The organism is Streptomyces melanosporofaciens, from assembly GCF_900105695.1.
Classification (GTDB): domain Bacteria; phylum Actinomycetota; class Actinomycetes; order Streptomycetales; family Streptomycetaceae; genus Streptomyces; species Streptomyces antimycoticus.
On sequence record NZ_FNST01000002.1, the window covers coordinates 2,721,688 to 2,742,147 of the forward strand.

Sequence of the window (20,460 nt, forward strand, 5' to 3'; positions counted from 1 at the left end):
TGTTGCTGAGTGATGCCCCGCAGATATCGCAGGTATACGGTGAATGCGGAACTTGCCCGTATTGACCGCGTCGACCGCATCGTTCGCGTACGGCGCCGATACGAGTCCGGGACCGCCCTCCCCCTGGCGCCGCGGCATGGCCGCCGGACACTCGCACGCCTGTCACGCATGGTGGTTACCCGCTTACAGAGCCGCAACCCCACACGCGCCCCCGACTGTGCACCCATGCGCCCCGCCGTGCCGTCCCCGCGCACCCCGGGCCCCCGGCGGCCCGCCCGTGCGGGGGTCCGGCCGTAACCCCCGTTGACGGCGGAAGTTGTCCTTGCGTGGAAGAGACCATGGACGTGACAGGACCATCGCGGTTCACCGCGGGAACCTCGCAGATCCCTCAGCAGCGCGGGGAGCGGCTGCGCGACGCGGCGGTGCGATATGCCGAGGAGCGGCATTGGGACGTGCTCTCCGGCGCCTGGCTGGAGACCGTGGACGGAGTGGAGCGCTGCTCCTGCGGAACCGCCGACTGCCCGGCCCCCGGCGCCCATCCGACCGGCCGGGACTGGGTGAACCAGGCCACGGGCAGCGCGGTCGTGGTCCGCCGCATGTGGGCCAGGACGCCGCGCGCCTCCATCCTGCTGCCCACCGGCCGCACCTTCGACGCACTCGACGTACCGGAGTCGGCGGGCTGTCTGGCGCTCGCGCGCATGGAGCGTCGCCAGGTCGAGCTGGGCCCGGTCACCTGCACCCCCGGGCGCAGGATGCTCTTCTTCGTCCTCCCGGGCGCCGCAGCCAAGGTCCCCGACCTGGTGCGGAATCTGGGCTGGCCGCCGAACGCGATCGACCTGACCGCGCGCGGCGAGGGCGACTATGTGGTCGCGCCCCCGACCCGGGTGGGCCTGCGCGGCCCGATCCAGTGGGCCCAGCGGCCCACCGCCGCCAACCGCTGGCTGCCCGACGCCCAGGAGCTGGTGAGCGCTCTCGCCTACGCCTGCGGCCGCGAGCGCCGCTGACACTTCTGGGCCGCTGACGCACCGCGCCCCTGGCACCCCGCGCCCGCCGCGACACTGCGCACCGCCGACGCCCCCGGAGCGCTCCCCAGGTCGGCCCCTATCGTGGAGCGACGGACGGGGGCGCCATGACCGGCCCCCCGAGATTCGTCCCACAGGAAAACGGGGGAAGCCGGTGCCTCAGGAGCCAACAGCAGCCAGCACAGAACCGATCAGGGCCGCCGCCGTGCGGGTGAGCGGCCTGTGGAAGCGCTACGGAGAGCAGATCGCGGTCGCGGGGATCGATCTGGAGCTGCCCGCCGGGCAGTTCATCGGGCTCGTCGGGCCCAATGGCGCCGGTAAGACCACCACGCTTTCGATGATCACCGGCCTGCTGCGCCCCGACTCGGGGACCGTGGAGATCGGCGGGCACGACGTCTGGCGGGACCCGGTCGAGATCAAGGCGCGGATCGGGGTGCTGCCGGAGGGACTGCGGATGTTCGAGCGGCTCTCCGGCCGGGAGCTGCTCACCTACACCGGGCGGCTGCGCGGGCTGCCCGGTGCGGAGGTCGACAAGCGCGCCACCCAGCTCCTGGACGTCCTGGATCTCGCGGGCTCCCAGAACAAGCTGGTCATCGACTACTCCACCGGGATGCGGAAGAAGATCGGGCTGGCCGCCGCGCTGCTCCACAACCCGGAAGTCCTCTTCCTCGACGAGCCCTTCGAGGGGGTCGACCCGGTCTCCGCCCAGACCATCCGCGGCGTCCTGGAGCGCTACACCCACTCCGGCGCCACCGTCGTCTTCTCCAGCCATGTCATGGAGTTGGTGGAGTCGCTGTGCGACTGGGTCGCGGTGATCGCGAGCGGCCGGATCCGGGCCCATGGCCCGCTGGCCGAGGTGCGGGGCGACGCACCGTCCCTGCAGAACGCCTTCCTGGAGCTGGTCGGCGCCAATCGGCGCGAGGCGGGCCAGAGCCTCGACTGGCTGGGCGGCGGCGCCCGATGACACTCACCGACCCACTCGACGCCAAGGGCCCGCTCGGCACCGCCGCGCCCGCGCCGCCCGCCGCCCCCACCACCTCCCCCACTCCCGTCTTCGTCTCCCTGAAGCTGGCGCTGCTGCGCAACGGGCTGCGCCAGTCCAGCGGTCGGCGGGCCGCGTACATCACCTCGCTGGTGCTGGCGTTGCTGTTCGCCGTGTTGCAGCTGCTCGGTCTGGTGCTGCTGCGCGACACGAACCACGTCGACGCGCTGGTCACGCTGCTGACGGCGGTGCTGGCACTCGGCTGGGCGGTGATGCCGCTGTTCTTCCCCGGCGGCGACGAAACCCTCGACCCGACGCGGCTGGTGATGCTGCCGCTGCGGCCGCGCTCGCTGATCACCGCGCTGCTGGTGTCCTCGCTGATCGGCATCGGCCCGCTGTTCACCCTGACCCTGGCGGCCGGTTCGGCCGTCGCCGTCGCGCACGGGGCGGCGGCCGCGGGGGCGGCGGTGGTGGCCGTCGTACTGACGGTGCTGGTGTGCGTGGCGCTGGCCCGCGCCGTCGCCACGGCCAACACCCGCCTCCTCACCAGCCGTAAGGGCCGCGATCTGGCGGTGCTCAGCGGTCTGTTCGTGGCCATCGGCGCCCAGTTCGTGAACCTCGGCGCCCAGCGGCTCGGCGGTGAGAACGGCCTGGCCGTGCTGGAACCGGCCGCGGCGGTGCTGCGCTGGGTGCCGCCCGCGGCGGCGGTCGACGCCGTCCAGGGCGTCAGCGACGGCGCCTACGGGGTCGCGGCGGCCCAGTTCGCGCTGACCATAGGCGCGCTGGCGGTGCTGCTGTGGTGGTGGAGGGGCACCCTCACCCACCTGATGACCACCCCGGACGCCTCCACGCTCCAGGCGGCGGCACCGCGCGAGCGGCGGGGCTCCGGCGCTGCCGACACCCCGGACGCCTCGGGCCCGTTCGCCCGGCTGCTGCCCGCCGGCCGCAGCGGCACGGTGCTGCTACGGACGCTGCGCTATGCCGTACGGGACCCGAAGACCAAGTCGGCCTGGGCCACCTCGCTGGGCGTCGGCCTGCTGCTGCCCTTCGTCACGGCCGTCCAGGACAACGGCTCGGTCTACTGGTCCTGCTGGGCGTCGGGCATGCTCGGCATGCTGATGTACAACCAGTTCGGCCAGGACTCCTCCGCCTTCTGGATGGTCGCGCAGACGATCTCCTCGCCCCGCGACGCCTATCTGGAGCTGCGCGGCCGCACGCTGGCGCTCCTCCTGGTGGCGGTGCCCTACATGGCGGTGGCGGTGCTCGGCTCCGCCGCCGTCCTGAAGAACTGGTCGGCCGCTCCCGAGGCGCTCGGCATCGCCCTGGCGCTGCTCGGCTCGATGCTGGCGACCGGCGCCATGGCCTCCGCGCTGGCCCCGTACTCGATTCCGCAGGACAGCGGCTACAAGAACGTCGCCCCGGGCCAGGCGGGGATCGCCTGGATCAGCCTCCTCGTCGGGATGATCGTGGGCTCCGTGCTGTGCGCACCGGTGCTGGGCCTGACGATCTGGCTGCATGTCTCCGGGGCGCACGGCTGGCTGTGGGTGGTGCTCCCGCTGGGCGCGGTGTACGGCGCGGCTCTCGCGGAGACCGGCCTGCGGCTGGCGGCGCCGCGGGTCGCGGCGCGGCTGCCGGAGATCCTGGCGGCGGTCAACAAGGGGTGACCCCGGGCACACAGCGCGTCGGCGGGGCCGGGGACTCACCCCGGCCCCGCCGATGCGTGGTGGTGCCGCACGAACCGCTCGCAGCTCAACTGCCGTAACGTTCCGGCTAGTCGAGGTACTTGCTGTACACCCAGCCTCTGGTTCCGGCCCGGATTCCCGTCGTCGTCCGCCTGAGGATCTTTCCGTAGGACCAGCTCTTCTCGAAGCCCCGGGTGCGGCAGAAGTACCGGAAGGAATCCCCCGGTAAAGCGTCCCTATAGCGCGGTACCGCTTTCCCGGTCCGGTACGGAATCTCGCCCCACTGGTGGAGACCTTGAAATTGACATCCGGGGAATTGAACTGACACGCCGATGACCCCACCGCCGACGCCGTTGGCGCCAAGGCCACCGAACCGCCCAGCATCAGCGCCGCCGCGAGCACGACCATCGAGGCTTTACGTTGGATCTTCACGCAACCACCCCCCGTGATCGGTTAATTCACTGCATGATCGGTTAATTCACTGCGCGCCGATGAGCGTAGCACCCGGCAATCCGGATGCTCATGACCCGGTAAAGCCCGACGGCCCTGCGGCGAGTCGCCGACGGACCGATGCATCTGGCAACAAGTTGAAAGCCGAAGGGAATTGCCGACCGAGCGTCAGCCGAGTGCGTCCGGGGTGAGCCCCGCCGCATCCGTATGGCCCGACAGCGCCATCGTCAGCTCGAACTCGGCCAGCAGGGAGCGGATCACATGCTCCACCCCCGGCTGCCCGTCCAGCCCCAGCCCATACGCGTACGGCCGCCCCAGCAGCACCGCACGGGCGCCGAGGGCGAGTGCCTTGAACACATCGTCACCGGTGCGCACCCCGCTGTCGAAGAGCACCGCGAGCCGGTCACCGACCGCCGCCGCCACCCCCGGCAGCGCGTCGGCCGCCCCGATGGAGCCGCCCACTTGGCGGCCGCCGTGGTTGGACACCACGACGCCGTCCATCCCCGCCGCCTCCGCGCGCCGGGCGTCATCGGGGTGCAACACCCCCTTCAGCACGATCGGGCCATCCCAGTGCTCACGCAGAAACGCCAGGTCCTCCCAGGTCTTCCCGGGGTCACCGAACATCTGCACAAAGTGCAGCACCGCGGCGTCCCGGTCCTCGTGGACCGGCTTGGCGAGCCCGGCCCGGAACGCCGGATCGGTGAAGTAGTTGGCGGTTCCCACCCCGTGCAGGAACGGCAGATACGCCTGGTCGAGATCGCGCGGCCGCCAGGCCAGCAGCGGGGTGTCGAGGGTCACCACAAGCGCCGTGAAACCGCACGTCCTCGCCCGGTCCAGAAAGCTCCTGGTGACCTCGCGGTCCTTGCCCCAGTAGAGCTGAAACCACCGCTCGCCGTCCCCCATCGCCTCCGCCACCCGCTCCATCGGCGTGCTGGACGCGGAGGACAGGATGAACGGCACGCCCTGCGCCGCGGCGGCCCGCGCCGCCGCGCACTCGGCGTCCGGGTGCATGATCGACAGCACGCCGATCGGCGCGAGCGCGAGCGGCGCGGGCAGCCGGGTGCCCAGCAGCTCGACCGACAGATTCCGCCGCCGTACGTCACGGAGCATCCGCGGCACGATCCGATGCCGGTCCAGCGCCGCCCGGTTGGCCCGCTCGGTGCTGCCGCTGCCCGCGCTGCCCGCGACATAGCCCACCGGGCCGGGTCCCAGCCGGGCCTCGGCCAGCTCCTCGAGCCGGGTCAGATCGGCGGGCAGCCGGGGAACGGCGCCGGTCATCCCGTTCAGATAGATCTCGTACTGAAATGCCGCCCAGTCCTTGCCGGGTTCCGGATCCGTGATGTCGCCGCCGATCATGTGCATCCCTTCACTTGTTCATTACTGGTCAATTTGCCATTGCCGTAAGGGAGTAGAGGACTCGTAGGATCAACGAACCGTCGGTCGCGTTCAAGGGATCACACCGGAACACGACGGAGACAGTTCCCGCATTGGAGTTCCACCGTGCCGCTGACCAAGACAACATGGCTTCGGGTCGGGGCGCCCGTTGCCGTACTGGCTCTCGCCCTGACCGCGTGCGGACCATTCGGGGAAAAGGGCGATACATCCGAGAACGCACGGCATGCGTCCCGCCCGGAGGCCGCCGGTGGAGATCAGGGTGGGGCGCAGACGGTGGGGATGCGGTCGGGGGGCGGGGTGTTCTGGCCGGGTCAGAGCGGTGCGCGTGCGTTCAAGGAGGACACCGGGGTCGAGCCCATCTACCGGATCGCGGCACAGGAGGTCGACATCGGCACGGCGGACGAGGCCAAGGCGCTGGTGCCGGAACCGGCGGACGCCAAGGGCCTGGTGCCCGCGGTCGCCTCCGTGAAGTACACCCATCTGCGCGGGGCCACGGTGCGGGAGTATCCGCGGGTCGGGGACTACGCGGAGGTGTACGCGGACGGCCGGCGGGGAGCGAAGGTCGTGGGCGATGCCGGGCAGCCCAAGGGCTGCGCGGACCCGGACGAGATCAAGGACTGGAAGAACGGGCAGAGCTATCTGCTCTGCACCACCTTCCTGATTCCCGCGCGGGCGAGGTCGGTCGAGGTCATGTGGACGGAGATCGGCGGCGAGCCGTTCACCTGGGCGTTCTGAGGCGGGGCTCGCGCCGTCGGGGCGCCGTCGGGTCGGGCCGTCGTCAGACCGGGGGGCCGTCGTCAGACCGGGAGGGCCGAGGCCAGGAAGGGCTCCACGGCGCGGCGCCAGCCGTCCGGCTGGTCGTAGTGGACCAGATGGCCCGCGTCCACCACCTCCGCATACTGCCCGCGGGGCAGGACACGGACCATCTCCTGCGCCTCCGCGCGGCCGAGCCGGCCGTCCAGCCCGCGGACGACCAGGGTGGGGCACTCGACCAGGGCGAGCTCTTCCCAATGGGCGTCCTGGACCCAGGCCTCACGGGCCTTCAGCATCTGGCGGCAGGAGAAGGTCGGGCGCCAGCCGTCCGAACGCTCGGCCATGACCTCGGCGAAGAAATCGCCACGGGCCGGATTCGGCCGCTCCAGCGTCGGATCGTCCTCACCGAACCACTTGCGCACATCGGCGAGCGTCGCGAACGGCACCGGCCAGGAGCGGAACCATTCGGCCCATTCGCGCTGTGAGGCGGCGCCGAGGGCCGAGGCGCGCATATCGCAGATGACCAGCGCCCGGACCAGATCGGGGCGGCGGGCCGCGAGCTGCCAGGCGGTGAGGGCGCCCATGGCATGGCCGATCAGGGTCACGGGGGCGAGGCCGAGCTGCTCCACGGCCGCCTCGGCGTCGTCCACATAGGTGGAGCGGTCGAACGGCCCCTCGGCCGGCTTGTCGCTGCGGCCATGGCCGCGCTGATCGAGGGCGACCGCCCGATGGCGGGTGGAGAGCCAGCGGGCCGTCTCCGCCCAGTGGGCCGCCCGGCCCAGCAGCCCATGGAGCAACAGCACTCCGGGACCCCGCACTCCCTCACGGCCGGCGCCTGCCTTGGGCGGATCGGTGAACTCCCAGGCGGCGAGCCGCACGCCGCCGGTCCCGGTCACCTCGATGCGTCGCACCATGTGGTCTGGCACCTCCAGCCCTCTCTCGAACACCCTCACAGTATCGAACTCGTATTCGAACACGGTGCTGTTACGTCCAACACCCCTCGTTCGAGTGACCACCGTCAGGGATTGATCGTCTGTGCCATGGGGAGACAGCTAGCGGGAGGCGGACTACTCGGGGAAGGGAGTCCGCGGGGGACGACCCTGAGAGCTCGGGGCTCCGGGTCACCAGGGCTCCGGGTCGCACCGGCCGCGTTCGCGCGGTCCGTGCGGCCCGGGGTCCAGCGGGGGGATATGGGGAAGCGGGGCCCCGGCACCTGACGGCACCGGGGCCCTCGCTGAAGATCTCCCCCTCGGCGGCACAGCCTCTCGGGCCCACCGCGGCCCCCTCCCCTGACGGCCTGAGCGTCAGCGACAGCGTCGCACGCGTCGGCCCCGCCCGCTCGGTTTCTTTCGACTCCGGTTTCGGGAAAATCCGTCGGCGCAGGTCGTGACGGCCGAATCGACTGAACGGGGTGTATCGGTCAGCGTGTCGAAGCGCGTGCGGTTGTGCGGGGGTGTACGCGGGAGGCGTTGAGCCGCCGCGGGGGCGGGGCGGTCGGGTCGGGGCCTGTGGGGGGGGGCGGGGGAGCAGGGTCTGGAACAGGGCGGAGGATCAGGAATCAGGACGCGAGAAGCTCGTGCCCGGCCGGGATCAGCGCTTGACCACGAAGACCGCAGTCAGCGCTCGGCCACAAAGACCGCAGTCAGCGCTTGGCCACGAAGACATGCGAGGCGATCTCCGCCTCCAGCTCCGCCGCCTCACCGCTGCTGCCGACCAGCACCCCGCCCGGCGACTCCGTGACGCTCACCACGGAGCCCGGCTGCACCCCGGCCCGCCGCAGCGTGTACATCACCTGGGCGTCGGCCTGGATGGGCTCGCCGATGCGGCGCACCACCACCGTCTTGCCCTCCGCGCCGGGCTCCAGCTCACGCAGGCTCACCATGGACTCGTCCAGGAACGGATCGGCCTCGGCCTTCTCGCCCAGCTCCTCCAGGCCCGGAATCGGGTTGCCGTAAGGCGACTCGGTCGGATGGCGGAGCAGCTCCAGCACGCGCCGCTCCACCGCCTCGCTCATCACATGCTCCCAGCGGCACGCCTCGGCGTGGACCTGCTCCCACTCCAGCCCGATCACATCGACGAGCAGGCACTCGGCGAGCCGGTGCTTGCGCATCACCCGCGTGGCCAGCCGGCGGCCCTCCTCGGTCAGCTCCAGGTGACGGTCGCCCGCGACCGTGACCAGCCCGTCGCGCTCCATGCGCGCCACCGTCTGGCTGACCGTCGGCCCGCTCTGCTCGAGCCGCTCCGCGATCCGGGCGCGCATGGGGACCACGCCCTCCTCTTCGAGCTCGAGGATGGTGCGGAGATACATCTCCGTGGTGTCGATCAGTCCGGACATGCGTGCCCCTCGAAGTGTCGTGCGGTGGCCCTCAGCCAATTCTGACGCATCCCGCCGACAACGGGGCCGAGACGGCCTCTTCCGCCGCAAGGGACCGGGCTGCTATTGACAGCGTCATGATCGGAAACCCCCACAGGGAAGGCGACGCGTTGATGAACGAGTCCAAACCGGCCGGGCAATTCTTCGACGCGGCCATCGGCCTGCTGCGGCAGGTGCGGGACGAGGAGGGCGAGCATATCGCCGCGGCGGGCACCCTGATCGCCGATACCGTCGCCGCGGGCGGCCGCCTCTTCACGTTCGGCGCCGGGCACTCCTCCCTGCCCGCGCAGGACGTCGTCTACCGCGCGGGCGGGCTCGCGCTGATGAATCTGCTGGCGGTGCCGGGGGTGGTGGGCGTGGACGTCATCCCCGCCACCCTCGGCAGCGCGCTCGAACGCGTCGACGGACTCGCCACGACCGTCCTCGACACCAGTCCGCTCCGGTCCGGGGACCTGCTGATCGTGATCTCGCTGTCCGGGCGCAACGCCCTGCCCGTGGAGATGGCGATGAGCGCCAGGGAGCGCGGGGTCAGGGTGATCGGGGTGACCTCGGTCGGCTACGCGACCGGCACGACCTCGCGCAACTCCTCCGGTGGCTTCCTGAAGGACCACTGCGACCTGGTCATCGACAACAAGATCGCGATCGGCGACGCGGAGCTCACGGTGGACGGCGTCGGCGCGCCCTTCGCCCCCGCGTCCACCGTCGTGACGAGCGCGATCATGCAGTCCATGGTGGCGGCCGGGGTCTCGGAGCTGGCCGAGCGGGGGGTCGAGCCGCCCATGCTGAGGTCGGGGAACGTGGATGGCGGGCATGAGTGGAACCGCAAGGTGATGACCGAATACGGGGACCGGATCTTCTACCGGAGGTAGGACCCTCGCCGGGAGCCTTTACCGGTGGTGGCTCCTACGGGCTGGCCCCCGCCGGTGAGCACGCAGCGGGGGTAGCTTCCCCCACCCCGCCCCTTCCCGAATCCCGGGGGCGGCCCCGGACCCCGCTCCTCAAACGCCGGAGGGGCTGGAGCCAATCCCGGGGCGGCCCCGGACCCCGGCCGGGGCTTCGCGCCTGGGCCCCGCTCCTCAAAGGCCAGCGGGGCTGGATTGGCCGCGGGCGGCGGGTGCGCGATGCCTCCCGGCCCGGGGCTTCACGGGTCGGGGCGTATCGGTCGGGGCGTCAGCGGCGGCCCACGGCCAGGTCCACCGAGGCTGCGACGCGGGCCGCGACGTCCTCCGCGTACGTCGCGTCCGTACGGTCGAAGGCCCGGCGGCTGGAGGTGCGCAGGAAGGTGACCACGCCGAGGGTGCGGCCGCGGCTGCGCAGTACCGCGCACAGGCCGTGCACCGTGCCCTCCGGCCATTTGCGGGCCACCGCCCACTGGGCCGCCGCGGGCTCGTCCGAGCGTCTCGTGCTCGCCCGTACCGAACCGCAGCGGTCGACCGCCTGGAGCGCCGGATGGCCCTCCGGGTAGCCCAGCGGGATGCCCCGGGGGCGACGGGCGGGCAGGGACCGGGGGCGCCGATGGGGGTGGCCGCCGCCCGGACGAGCCGGACCCGACCCTCCGGGGCGCCCGGCGGCGGGTCCAGGACCAGGTCGATCAGGGCGTGATCGGCGAAGCCCGCCAGCGCGAAGTCCAGATGGACCGAGGCCGCCTCCATCGGGTCTTCGCATTCGGCCGCCGCTCGCGCCGCCCGGTGCAGCTGATTGCCCCGGAAGCGCATCCGGGCGCTCTCCTGCTCCTGGCCCTTCGCCTCCGTCACGTCCTGGAAGATCCAGGCCACGCCGAGCGGCGTCGGCTCCTCGGTGAGCGGTGAGGCCAGCCGGAGGAAGCCGCTGCGCCAGCAGCGGCGCCGGGCCGCCGCGCCGGCCTCGCCACGGTCGGCGCCCTCACCGCGCACCGCCTCGTCGTCGTCGAGCAGTTCGTAGCGCACGCTGTCCGCGCCCTCGAAGCCGTCCGCCGCGTCGGCGTCCCGCAGCGTCACCCACAGCTCGGTGGGCGCCGGGGGCGCGCCCTCCGCCAGGACGTGCTGCAGCGCGGCCTCCGCCTCCTCCACGCCCTGGTCCAGGAAGTCGCCCAGCGGCCGGCCGGGCGCGGCCTTACGGGCCGTACGCAGCGCCCCCGCCGCGCTGGCGTTGACCACGGCCACCCGCAGATCCGCGTCGACCATGACCACGTTCCACGACGCGTCCTCCAGCAGCGCCTCGCTCAGCGCGATCGACCGCTCCAGGTCGACCTGTGCGTGCACCTCGCTGAAGGCGCAGTACACCCCGGCCGGGCGGCCGTCCGCGCCCGCCACCGCCGAGGACTGCGTACGGACCAGGACCCGGCCGCCGTCCTTGGTCAGCAGCGCGAACTCGTGCACCCGGCGCCCCGGGCTGCCCATGGCCTCCGTAAGGCGCGCGTCGACGTCCCGTGCGTCCCCCGGGCGGGCGGCCCAGCCGCCCAGCCCCTTGCGGCCGACCGCCTCCGCCGCCGTCCAGCCGAGGATGCGCTCGGCCTCGTGGTTCCAGTGGGTCACCATGCCGTCGGCGTCGAACGCGCACAGGGCGGCGTCCATCCCGTCGAGCAGCGCGGCGAGCAGTTCGGAGTCGGGCCGCTCGGGCCCGTCCGGGCACTCGGGACGGACGGACGCGGCGGCCGCCTGTCCGGGGACCCCCCGCGAGGATCGGGCGGAACGCGCCGGCCCTGCGGGTTCGGAACGTTGTGAAGCGCTCACCTGACACCCCTTGCTCGACGTGGCTGTCCGTGGTGGGGCACGTCGGACATTGAACTCGAACGTGACACGCGCCACACCGCATTCGTCAAAATCGTTGCCACACGGAAATTCGCTTGTGTGTGGCAGGAGGCGGTTCTTAGGCTTGCGCTACACGAGAAGGGAGGTGGTTCGGCAGATGTATGAAATCCGGACGCGTGAGGTGACTGCGGGCTAGCAGTCCGTCGTCGCGCTCTGCGCATCGCCGGACTGGCGCACGAAAGAGGTGCGCAGCCGGCCAATCCCATGCAGTCACCCGACCCGCGGGTCGCCGGTACGTCCGACCGGCCCCCTTCCGCCTCAGGGCGTCAGGGGAAAGACCCGCGGGTTGTCCGCGTTTTTCGGGGCTCTCCAGGGGCCTCAGGGCTCTTCAGGGGTGTCACGGCTCTTCAGGGGTCTGAGGGGGCTTCTGTTCAGCAGCTACGGGTCTGCTCTCGGCGGCCTTACGGTCCGCGCCGACCCACCTGAGCACCGACCTCCGCGAGCGCCGCGCCTTACGGGTACAGCCGCTCCACCCGCCAGCCCTCCTCATCGGGCTGCCGCACATACCGCAGCCGGTCGTGCAGCCGGTTCTCCCGGCCCTGCCAGAACTCCACCGCCTCCGGCACCACCCGGAACCCGCCCCACTCCGGCGGCACCGGCACCTGCTCCCCCGGCGGATAGCGGTCCGCCAGCTCCTCGTACGAGCGGTCCAGCTCCTCCCGCGAACCCACCACCGAGGACTGCGTGCTCGCCCACGCCCCGAGCTGCGAGCCGTGCGGCCGGGTCCGGAAGTACGCCGCCGTCTCGTCCCGCCCGGTGCGTTGCGCGGTACCCGTGACGATCACCTGCCGGGCGATGGGATGCCAGGGGAAGAGCAGCCCGACATGCGGGTTCTCGCCCAGCTCACGGCCCTTGCGGGAGCCGTAGTTGGTGTAGAAGACGAAGCCGCGCTCGTCGAAGCTCTTCATCAGGACGGTGCGGGAGCTGGGGCGGCCCGCCGCGTCGGCCGTGGAGACGATCATGGCGTTCGGTTCGAAGAGCCCGCTGCCGACCGCGTCCTCGAACCACCGGGTGAACTGCCGGAACGGATCGCCCGCGAGGTCCGCCTCGTCGAAGCCGGCCGCGCGGTAGTGCTCGCGCATGGCGGCCGGGTCGTACGTACGCGCGGAGGAAGCCGAGGGCTCCGAGTCAACGTGAGGCACGGGCATATCTTGCAACATCATCGGTCCTTCGCACGGGCTGCCCCGTAAGAGCGATCTCTCTCCCCCGCCGCACCGTCCCGTAACCCTCCCGCGAAGCGCACCGCATGTGCCGCTTCTCACGCTTCCCCGTGGCGAGTCCACGCACCAGACTGAGGCTGACCATGTGCCTGTCGGCGCACGGCAGGCACCACCCCCCGTGTTCCGGAGGTCACTCCCCGCCGCGGTTGGGTGACCACTACCCGCACGGGGCACATCACCGGAGTGACCGGTACGGACCGCGAGCCGTGTCAGGCGGCCGCGTAACCGTTCCGGCACCGCCGTCGTCCGCAGCATGAGGAGCCGCCTGATGTCCGACTTCGTACCCGGACTCGAAGGAGTCGTCGCGTTCGAGACGGAGATCGCCGAACCCGACAAGGAAGGCGGCGCGCTGCGCTACCGAGGCGTGGACATCGAGGACCTGGTGGGCCATGTCTCCTTCGGGAACGTGTGGGGTCTGCTGGTCGACGGTGCCTTCAACCCGGGGCTGCCGGCCGCCGAGCCGTTCCCCATCCCGGTCCACTCCGGGGACGTCCGGGTCGACGTCCAGTCCGCGCTGGCCATGCTCGCACCCGTCTGGGGTCTCAAACCGCTGCTGGACATCGACGTGGAGCAGGCCCGTGAGGACCTGGCGCGCGCGGCCGTGATGGCCCTGTCCTACGTCGCCCAGTCGGCCCGCGGCCAGGGGAAGCCGATGGTGCCGCAGCGGGAGATCGACAAGGCCGGGACCATCGTGGAGCGCTTCATGCGGCGCTGGCGCGGTGAGCCGGACCCCAAGCATGTCGCCGCCGTCGACGCGTACTGGACCTCGGCGGCCGAGCACGGAATGAACGCGTCCACCTTCACCGCCCGCGTCATCGCCTCCACCGGCGCCGATGTCGCCGCCGCGCTCTCCGGCGCGGTGGGCGCCATGTCGGGGCCGCTGCACGGCGGCGCGCCCTCCCGGGTGCTCGGCATGATCGAGGAGATCGAGCGCACCGGGGACGCCACCGGCTACGTCCGGCAGGCCCTCGACCGGGGCGAGCGGCTGATGGGCTTCGGCCACCGCGTCTACCGCGCCGAGGACCCGCGGGCGCGGGTGCTGCGGCGCACCGCGAAGGAGCTGGGCGCACCGCGCTTCGAGGTCGCCGAGGCGCTGGAGCGGGCCGCCCTGGACGAGCTGCACAACCGGCGGCCGGACCGGGTGCTGGCCACGAACGTGGAGTTCTGGGCGGCCATCGTGCTGGACTTCGCCGAGGTCCCGGCGCCCATGTTCACCTCGATGTTCACCTGCGCCCGCACGGCGGGCTGGAGCGCGCACATCCTGGAGCAGAAGCGGACCGGCCGTCTGGTGCGGCCGTCGGCCCGGTACGTCGGCCCGGGCACGCGCAGCCCGCACGAGATCGACGGGTACGGGGACACGAAGCGGTAGTCCGGGCGGCCGACGGCGGCTAGTCCCGCGGGGTCAGGATCGTCTCCAGGACCCTCGACCACTGGGCCACCACCCGCTCCCGGCGGTGGCCGTCGTCCGTCAGGAGGTTGGCCAGGCCCAGGCCGCGTCCCATGTCGAGCAGGCCCTGGACGGCCTCCCGGACGCCCGGCACCGACTCGTCGGCGCCCAGCAGCTCCACCGCCATCCGATGCGTCTCACGGCCGATCTTCGCCTCCAGGGCGGTCACCCGGGAGCCCAGCTGCTCCTCGTACGAGGCCGCCACCCACAGCTGGAGGGCGGCCCGGAAGAGCGGGCCGGTGTAGAGGGTGATCAGCGCCTCGACCACCGTGTGGACGCGGCCCTCCCCGTGCGGGGCGGGGAGGGCGCGCAGCTCGGCCGAGCGCTCCTCGGCGACATGCTCGACGGCGGCCGTGAAGAGGTCCTCACGGGTCGGGAAGTGGTGCTGGGCCGCGCCCCGCGACACCCCGGCCCGCTCGGCGACCACCGCGACCGTGGAGCCTGCCCAGCCGCGCTCGGCGAGGCAGGCCACGGCGGCTTCCAGCAGCCGCCTGCGAGTCGCGCGGCTGCGGTCCTGCTTGGGGTCGCGCAGTGCCGTACGGGGGGTCATCGGGACGCCCCCGCGGCCCCGGCGCCCGGCGCGGTCTGAGCGTCCGGCGCCACGTCCCCCGCCGTCTCCCGCGCCCACACCGGCTCGCGCCGCTCCAGGAACGCCGTCATGCCCTCCCGGGCCTCCTCGGAGGCGAAGAGGCGGGCCGACAGCGCGGCCAGCGGTTCGCCGTCCCGGTCGAAGGCGCGCAGCACATCGGCGGTCACCAACCGCTTGGACTCGGCGAGGCCCTGCGGGGAGCCCCGGCGCAGCCCGTCGAGGACGGGCGCCAGCGCCTCGTCCGCGTCGCCATCCGGGTCGGCGATCGTCACCAGCCCGATCCGGGCCGCCTCGGCGGCGTCGAACCGCTCCCCCGTGAGGTAGTAGCGGGCCGCCGCGCGCCGGTCCAGCCGGGGCAGCAGCGGCATCGATATGACGGCCGGGGCGAGGCCGAGCCGCGCCTCGGTGAAGGCGAAGCTGGCGCCGCGCCCGGCCGCCGAGATGTCGCAGGCTCCGAGCAGTCCGAGCCCACCGGCCCGCACATGTCCGGTGACGCGCGCGACGACCGGCTTGGGCAGCTCCACGATCGACCGCAACAGCGCCACCAGTCCGGCCGCACCGGACGCCGAGGGAGGTTCGCTCAGGTCCGCGCCCGCGCAGAAGGTGGTGCCGGTGTGGGTGAGCAGCACCGCCCGGACGCGGTCGTCCCGCCCGGCCGCCGCCAGCGCCTCGCGCAACTCGGCGACCAGGCGCGTCGAGAGGGCGTTGCGGTTGTGCGGCGAGTCCAGGGTGAGCGTGGTGATACCGCGCGCGGAGGCGGACCGTACGAGGGGCTTTGGCATCGCGGTGAGGTCTCCGGTCGGCGGGCCATCGGTCGTGGGGCCGTCGGTCATGGGGTGGTCGAGCTCCTTTCCCTGGCGCGCAGTTCACGCCTCAGGATCTTGCCGGTGGCCGAGCGCGGCACGGTGTCCGTGAACTCCACGCGGCGCACCTTCTTGTACGGGGCCACCTGTCCGGCAACGTACGCGATCAGGTCGTCCTCCGAGATCCGGGTCCCGGGCCGGCGCACCACATACGCCTTGGGGATCTCGTTGCCCGCCCCGTCCGTCACCCCGATCACGGCGGCGTCGGCGACGGCCTCATGGGCGAGCAGCACGGCCTCCAGATCGGCCGGGGCGACCTGATAGCCCTTGTACTTGATCAACTCCTTCACCCGGTCCACCACATACAGCCAGCCGTCCGCGTCCACGTGCCCGACGTCGCCGGTGTGCAGCCAGCCCTCGGCGTCGATCAGCGCGTCGGTGTCCTCGGGGCGGCCCAGATAGCCCTTCATCACCTGCGGTCCGCGGATGACGATCTCGCCGTCCTCGCCGACGGCCAGGTCCTCGCCGGTGTCCGGGGCCACGATGCGCATCTCGGTGCTCGGAAGCAGCTTTCCGACCGTCCCCGGGGGTGCGTTCTTCGCGTCGCGCGGCACCAGGTGGCAGCCCGGCGACAGCTCCGTCATCCCGAACGCCTGCAGCAGCGGCGGTACGCCGAGCCGCCGGGCGCACGCCTCCGCGAGCCGGGCGTCCAGCGGGGCCGCCGCGCTCAGCACGTACCGCACCGACGACAGATCGTGGCCGTCCACCGACGGATGCTTGGCGAGCGCGAGCACGATCGGCGGGGCCACATAGAGCGCCTGGGCCCGGTGCTTCTCGATGGCGGCGAGGAAGGTGTCGAGTTCGAAGCGGGGCAGCACGATCACCGTGCCGCCGTTGCGGAGCGGCGCGTTCATGAGCGCCGTAAGGCCGTAGCTGTGGAAGAACGGCAGGACGGCCAGCACCCGCTCCCCCGGCTGGTTGGGGACCAGCGTCTCCACCTGCGCGAGGTTGGTGGAGATGTTGCGGTGGGTGAGCATCACGCCCTTGGGGGTGCCGGTGGTGCCCGAGGAGTACGGCAGCACCGCGATGTCCTCGGCCGGGTCGATCTCCACCACCGGTTCGGGCGCGGTGCTCCTCATCATGGAGCGCAGCGAACGATGGCCGCTCGCCTCGTCGCAGACGAAGATCTCCCGTACCCCGCCCGCCCGTTCGGCGGCCTGCCGGGCCACGCCCAGCAGGGCCGAGACGGTGATGACCCAGGACGCGGCCGCGTCCCGGAGCTGCTTGGCGAACTCCTCCGGGGTCGCCAGCGGATGCACCGTGGTGACCGCGGCCCCGGTGCGGGTCGCGCCGTAGAAGGCCGGTGGGTACATGATCGAGTTGGGGCTGTGCAGGGCCACCACATCGCCCTTGCGCACCCCCGCCTCGGCCAGCGCGGCCCCGATCCGGCGAGAGGCGCGATCCAGTGCGGCATAGCTCAGGGCCGCCCCGGTCACGCCGTCCACCAGCGCGGTCAGGTCGCCGAACTCCTCGGCCGCGCGGGCCAGTACGGCGTCGTGGATGGGCAGATCGACAGGCGGGACATCGGGATACTCGCTGCGCAGCACCATGGCCGTTCCCCTCAGCTCTGATGGACCTACCTGTCCGTTCTGCCCAACTCGTGAGGCCGGTACGACGCCGTCCGGTACGGCGCCCGCAAGGCCGGTACGGCGCCTCCGGACGCCCCTCGCAGCGGAAGGAACGATCAGTACGACTTCGGCAGCCCCAGGGTCTGGTGGGAGACGTAGTTGAGGATCATCTCCCGGCTGACGGGGGCGATCCGGGCCACCCGGGCCGCCGTGATCAGCCGGGCCAGCCCGTACTCGGCGGTCAGGCCGTTGCCGCCGAGGGTGTGCACCGCCTGGTCCACCGCCTTCACCGTGGCCTCCCCGGCCGCGTACTTGGCCATGTTGGCGGCCTCGCCCGCGCCCGCGTCATCGCCCATGTCGTAGAGGTACGCCGCCTTCGCCATCATCAGCCGGGCCAGCTCCAGCTCGATATGGGACTGGGCGAGGGGGTGGGCGATCGCCTGATGGGCGCCGATGGGCTCCTTCCACACCTGCCGGGTGCGGGCGTAGTCGACGGCCTTGTCGAGCGCGTAGCGGCCCATCCCCAGCGCGAACGCCGCCGTCATGATGCGCTCCGGGTTGAGCCCCGCGAAGAGCTGGAGCAGCCCGGCGTCCTCGTCGCCCACCAGCGCGTCGGCGGGCAGCCGTACGTCGTCCAGCACCACCTCGAACTGCTTCTCCGCGGCGGCCAGTTCCATGGGGATGTGGCGGTAGGAGAAGCCGTGCGCCTCGCGCGGGACGATGAACAGGCAGGGCTTGAGCTTCCCGGTCCGGGCGTCCTCGGTGCGGCCGACGATCAGGGTCGCGTCGGCGATGTCCACACCCGAGATGAAGACCTTACGGCCGTTGAGTATCCAGCCGCCGTCGTCCTCCCGGCGGGCGGTGGTGGTGATGCGGTGCGAGTTGGATCCGGCGTCGGGCTCGGTGATGCCGAAGGCCATGGTGAGGCTGCCGTCGGCCAGACCGGGCAGCCAGCGCTCCTTCTGCTCGGCGGTGCCGAACCGGGCGATGACGGTGCCGCAGATGGCGGGCGAGACGACCAGCATGAGCAGCGGGCAGCCCGCGGCGCCCAGCTCCTCCAGGACGATGGACAGCTCGGTGATGCCGCCGCCCCCGCCGCCGTACTCCTCGGGGAGGTTGACGCCGAGATAGCCGAGCTTGCCTGCCTCGGCCCACAGTTGGCGCACGCCGTCGCGCTCCTGGGGGCCGCCCGGGGCGTGTCCCTTGGCGAACGACGACACCGCCGCGCGGAGCGCCACGCGCTCCGGGGTGTCCACGGGCGTATGCGGGCTGGTCATGGACGGCTCCTCCCACTTGCGATGCGTGGTGCGGGCGGTGTGCTCTCCCGCACGGCCCGGACGGTCTGTCCGGGCCCGGACGTGCTGAGTGGCGCGCGGGGGTTCGTCACTCCCCCGCCGCCACGACGGCGAGCAGGGCTCCGACCTCGACCTGGCGGCCGGTGGTGGCGTGCAGGGCGGTGAGCACCCCGGCGGCGGGCGCCGTGACGCGGTGCTCCATCTTCATGGCCTCCAGCCACAGCAGGGGCTGTCCGGCCTCGACCCGGTCCCCGACCGCCACCTCGGCGACCCGGACCACCGTGCCCGGCATGGGCGCCAGCAGCGAGCCCGGTTCGGCACGGGCGGTGGGGTCGGGGAAGCGGGGCAGCGCGGTGAACACAAAGCCGCCCTGGGGGTGTCGACATAGCGGCGGTCCCCATGGGCCGTCACCTCGAACGTCCGTCGGACCCCGGCCACATCGAGGACGACCGACTCCGCTGCCGCGCCCAGCACCCGCACGTCGGGCATGTCCTCCGCGTGCAGCCCCTCGCGGGTGAGGCGGTAGCGCACCTCGTGCTCGGTGCCGCCCGGTTCGGCGCGGTAGCTCCTCGACTGCGGCTGCGAGGGCACGTTCCGCCACCCGCCCAACCGCCCGGCCACGGTCGCGGTCCCCGGCCGCCGCGCCGCGTCGGCCAGGGCGGCGGCGAGGGCGGCGAGCTCGGCGGGCGAGGCCGCCCCGTCGTCATCAAAGGCGGCTGCGGTCAGCTCGGCCAGATGGCGTTCGAGGAAGCCGGTGTCCATACGGGCCGCCGCGAACTCCGGATGCCGCAGGGCCCGTACGAGCAGCTCCCGGTTGGTCACCGGGCCGTGGATCCGGGCCCGCTCCAGCCCGTGGGCCAGCCGCCGCACGGCCTCCGCCCGGGTGGGCGCGACGACGATGACCTTGGCCAGCATCGGGTCGTAGTGGACGCCGATCGCGTCCCCGTCGGCCGGTCCGGAGTCGACCCGCAGCCCGGGGATGTCCAGCCGGTGCATGATCCCCGTCTGCGGCCGCCAGTCGCGCGCCGGGTCCTCGGCGTACAGCCGCGCCTCGACGGCATGCCCCCGGGGCGCCGGCGGCTCTGCGTCGAGGGGCTCCCCCTCCGCGATCCGCAGTTGCAGCGCCACCAGGTCAAGGCCGTAGATCTCCTCGGTGACCGGGTGCTCCACCTGCAGGCGGGTGTTCATCTCCAGGAAGTACGCCCGCCCCGCCGACGAGACCAGGAACTCCACCGTGCCCGCGCCCTCGTAGCCGATGGCACGCGCCGCGTTCGCCGCCGACTCGGCCAGGGTGCGCCGCAGTTCCTCGTCCAGACCCGGGGCCGGGGCCTCCTCGATGACCTTCTGGTGGCGGCGCTGGAGGGAGCAGTCGCGGGTGCCGAGGGTCCAGACGGTGCCGTGGGTGTCGGCGAACACCTGGACCTCGACATGGCGGGCGCCCTCCATATAGGGCTCCACGAAGATCTCACCGTCGCCGAAGGCGGCGGCCGCCTCGGCGCGGGCGGAGTCGAGTTCGGCGGGGAGCGCGTCCAGCTCGCGGACCACCCGCATGCCCCGGCCGCCGCCGCCCGCCGCCGCCTTGACCAGCAGCGGCAGATCATCGGCGGTGGCCTCGGCCGGGTCGATCGCGTCCAGCAGCGGCACGCCCGCCTTGCGCATGATCTCCTTGGCGCGGGTCTTGGAGGCCATGGCCTCCATCGCCTCGGGCGGCGGCCCCACCCACACCAGCCCCGCGTCCCTTACGGCGCGCGCGAAGTCGGCGTGCTCGGAGAGGAAGCCGTAGCCGGGGTGGACGGCGTCGGCCCCGGCGGCCAGGGCGGCCTTCACGAGGAGATCGCCGCGCAGATACGTGTCGGCCGGGGCATCGCCCGGCAGCCGTACGGCGGTGTCGGCCTCGCGTGCGTGGGGCGCGCCGGCGTCCGCGTCGGAGTGGACCGCGACGGTGGCGATGCCGAGGTCACGGCAGGTGCGGACGATACGTCGCGCTATCTCGGCGCGGTTGGCGACCAGGAGGGAACGAATCACGGGTTC

The 20,460-nt window shown here is 72.5% G+C and carries 14 protein-coding genes and 2 pseudogenes; 6 read left to right on the forward strand and 10 right to left on the reverse strand.

Features of this window, described 5'->3' with window-relative positions; translation table 11 throughout:
- The first annotated feature begins 338 nt into the window (after positions 1-338).
- From BLV72_RS14170 to BLV72_RS14180, 3 genes are all read left to right on the forward strand, one after another.
- Positions 339-1,004: a bifunctional DNA primase/polymerase gene (locus BLV72_RS14170; protein WP_093462631.1), complete on the forward strand. Its 666-nt coding sequence runs from the start codon at positions 339-341 to the stop codon at positions 1,002-1,004.
- A gap of 223 nt (positions 1,005-1,227) precedes the next feature.
- Positions 1,228-1,986: an ABC transporter ATP-binding protein gene (locus BLV72_RS14175; RefSeq protein WP_174887529.1), complete on the forward strand. Its 759-nt coding sequence runs from the start codon at positions 1,228-1,230 to the stop codon at positions 1,984-1,986.
- Positions 1,983-3,668, forward strand: coding sequence for a transporter (locus BLV72_RS14180; protein WP_093462632.1), 1,686 nt, complete (start codon positions 1,983-1,985; stop codon positions 3,666-3,668). The genes BLV72_RS14175 and BLV72_RS14180 overlap by 4 nt, the downstream gene beginning before the upstream one ends.
- A 636-nt stretch (positions 3,669-4,304) precedes the next feature.
- Here the strand turns inward: BLV72_RS14180 and BLV72_RS14190 are convergent.
- Complete coding sequence (locus BLV72_RS14190) at positions 4,305-5,492, reverse strand: lactate 2-monooxygenase (protein WP_093470338.1); 1,188 nt, start codon at positions 5,490-5,492, stop codon at positions 4,305-4,307.
- Positions 5,493-5,804: 312 nt separating this feature from the next.
- On the opposite strand from BLV72_RS14190, the gene BLV72_RS14195 reads away from it, so the two are divergent.
- Positions 5,805-6,266 carry a hypothetical protein gene (locus tag BLV72_RS14195; RefSeq protein ID WP_244320762.1) on the forward strand — a complete coding sequence of 154 codons (462 nt, stop codon included), beginning with the start codon at positions 5,805-5,807 and terminating at the stop codon, positions 6,264-6,266.
- Positions 6,267-6,328: 62 nt separating this feature from the next.
- On the opposite strand, the gene BLV72_RS14200 is transcribed toward BLV72_RS14195, so the two are convergent.
- Both BLV72_RS14200 and BLV72_RS14205 read right to left on the reverse strand, forming a co-directional pair.
- Positions 6,329-7,198 (reverse strand): alpha/beta fold hydrolase, encoded by an 870-nt coding sequence (locus BLV72_RS14200; protein ID WP_093470339.1) that lies wholly within the window; start codon positions 7,196-7,198, stop codon positions 6,329-6,331.
- A gap of 728 nt (positions 7,199-7,926) precedes the next feature.
- On the reverse strand, positions 7,927-8,619 hold the full coding sequence (locus BLV72_RS14205) for an iron-dependent transcriptional repressor DtxR (protein WP_059143620.1): 693 nt from the start codon (positions 8,617-8,619) through the stop codon (positions 7,927-7,929).
- Positions 8,620-8,771: 152 nt separating this feature from the next.
- Between BLV72_RS14205 and BLV72_RS14210 the strand changes: the two genes are divergently transcribed.
- Complete coding sequence (locus BLV72_RS14210) at positions 8,772-9,527, forward strand: SIS domain-containing protein (protein ID WP_093462634.1); 756 nt, start codon at positions 8,772-8,774, stop codon at positions 9,525-9,527.
- A gap of 301 nt (positions 9,528-9,828) precedes the next feature.
- On the opposite strand, the pseudogene BLV72_RS14215 reads toward BLV72_RS14210, so the two are convergent.
- Positions 9,829-11,369, reverse strand: a pseudogene (locus tag BLV72_RS14215) (PAS domain-containing protein).
- 530 nt (positions 11,370-11,899) lie between these two features.
- The gene (gene pdxH, locus BLV72_RS14220; protein ID WP_093462635.1) at positions 11,900-12,595 is read right to left on the reverse strand and encodes a pyridoxamine 5'-phosphate oxidase; all 696 of its coding nucleotides are present in this window, start codon (positions 12,593-12,595) and stop codon (positions 11,900-11,902) included.
- A gap of 340 nt (positions 12,596-12,935) precedes the next feature.
- On the opposite strand from pdxH, the gene BLV72_RS14225 reads away from it, so the two are divergent.
- Complete coding sequence (locus BLV72_RS14225) at positions 12,936-14,036, forward strand: citrate synthase 2 (protein ID WP_093462636.1); 1,101 nt, start codon at positions 12,936-12,938, stop codon at positions 14,034-14,036.
- Between the two features lie 19 nt (positions 14,037-14,055).
- Here BLV72_RS14225 and BLV72_RS14230 read toward each other — a convergent pair whose 3' ends face one another.
- From BLV72_RS14230 to BLV72_RS14250, 5 genes and pseudogenes are all read right to left on the reverse strand, one after another.
- A complete protein-coding gene (locus BLV72_RS14230; RefSeq protein WP_093470340.1) occupies positions 14,056-14,664 on the reverse strand; it encodes a TetR/AcrR family transcriptional regulator in 609 nt (202 codons plus the stop codon).
- Positions 14,661-15,536 (reverse strand): enoyl-CoA hydratase family protein, encoded by an 876-nt coding sequence (locus BLV72_RS14235; RefSeq protein WP_093462638.1) that lies wholly within the window; start codon positions 15,534-15,536, stop codon positions 14,661-14,663. Before BLV72_RS14235 ends, BLV72_RS14230 begins: the two co-directional genes overlap by 4 nt.
- Entirely contained in the window at positions 15,533-17,116 is a 1,584-nt protein-coding gene (locus BLV72_RS14240; protein WP_093462639.1) for a 4-coumarate--CoA ligase family protein, read from the reverse strand. The genes BLV72_RS14235 and BLV72_RS14240 overlap by 4 nt, the downstream gene beginning before the upstream one ends.
- A gap of 134 nt (positions 17,117-17,250) precedes the next feature.
- Complete coding sequence (locus BLV72_RS14245) at positions 17,251-18,411, reverse strand: acyl-CoA dehydrogenase family protein (protein ID WP_093462641.1); 1,161 nt, start codon at positions 18,409-18,411, stop codon at positions 17,251-17,253.
- Positions 18,412-18,517: 106 nt separating this feature from the next.
- A pseudogene (locus tag BLV72_RS14250) lies at positions 18,518-20,454 on the reverse strand (acetyl/propionyl/methylcrotonyl-CoA carboxylase subunit alpha).
- Between the last annotated feature and the right edge of the window lie 6 nt (positions 20,455-20,460).

What these genes read in the sequence shown, in the direction of transcription:
- BLV72_RS14205 (WP_059143620.1), bottom strand. Translation starts at nt 8,619, where the DNA reads ATGTCCGGACTGATCGACACCACGGAGATGTATCTCCGCACCATCCTC.
- BLV72_RS14235 (WP_093462638.1), bottom strand. Translation starts at nt 15,536, where the DNA reads ATGACCGACGGCCCCACGACCGATGGCCCGCCGACCGGAGACCTCACC.
- BLV72_RS14245 (WP_093462641.1), bottom strand. Translation starts at nt 18,411, where the DNA reads ATGACCAGCCCGCATACGCCCGTGGACACCCCGGAGCGCGTGGCGCTC.
- pdxH (WP_093462635.1), bottom strand. Translation starts at nt 12,595, where the DNA reads ATGCCCGTGCCTCACGTTGACTCGGAGCCCTCGGCTTCCTCCGCGCGT.
- BLV72_RS14190 (WP_093470338.1), bottom strand. Translation starts at nt 5,492, where the DNA reads ATGATCGGCGGCGACATCACGGATCCGGAACCCGGCAAGGACTGGGCG.
- BLV72_RS14240 (WP_093462639.1), bottom strand. Translation starts at nt 17,116, where the DNA reads ATGGTGCTGCGCAGCGAGTATCCCGATGTCCCGCCTGTCGATCTGCCC.
- BLV72_RS14200 (WP_093470339.1), bottom strand. Translation starts at nt 7,198, where the DNA reads ATGGTGCGACGCATCGAGGTGACCGGGACCGGCGGCGTGCGGCTCGCC.
- BLV72_RS14230 (WP_093470340.1), bottom strand. Translation starts at nt 14,664, where the DNA reads ATGACCCCCCGTACGGCACTGCGCGACCCCAAGCAGGACCGCAGCCGC.
- BLV72_RS14210 (WP_093462634.1), top strand. Translation starts at nt 8,772, where the DNA reads ATGAACGAGTCCAAACCGGCCGGGCAATTCTTCGACGCGGCCATCGGC.
- BLV72_RS14225 (WP_093462636.1), top strand. Translation starts at nt 12,936, where the DNA reads ATGTCCGACTTCGTACCCGGACTCGAAGGAGTCGTCGCGTTCGAGACG.
- BLV72_RS14170 (WP_093462631.1), top strand. Translation starts at nt 339, where the DNA reads ATGGACGTGACAGGACCATCGCGGTTCACCGCGGGAACCTCGCAGATC.
- BLV72_RS14180 (WP_093462632.1), top strand. Translation starts at nt 1,983, where the DNA reads ATGACACTCACCGACCCACTCGACGCCAAGGGCCCGCTCGGCACCGCC.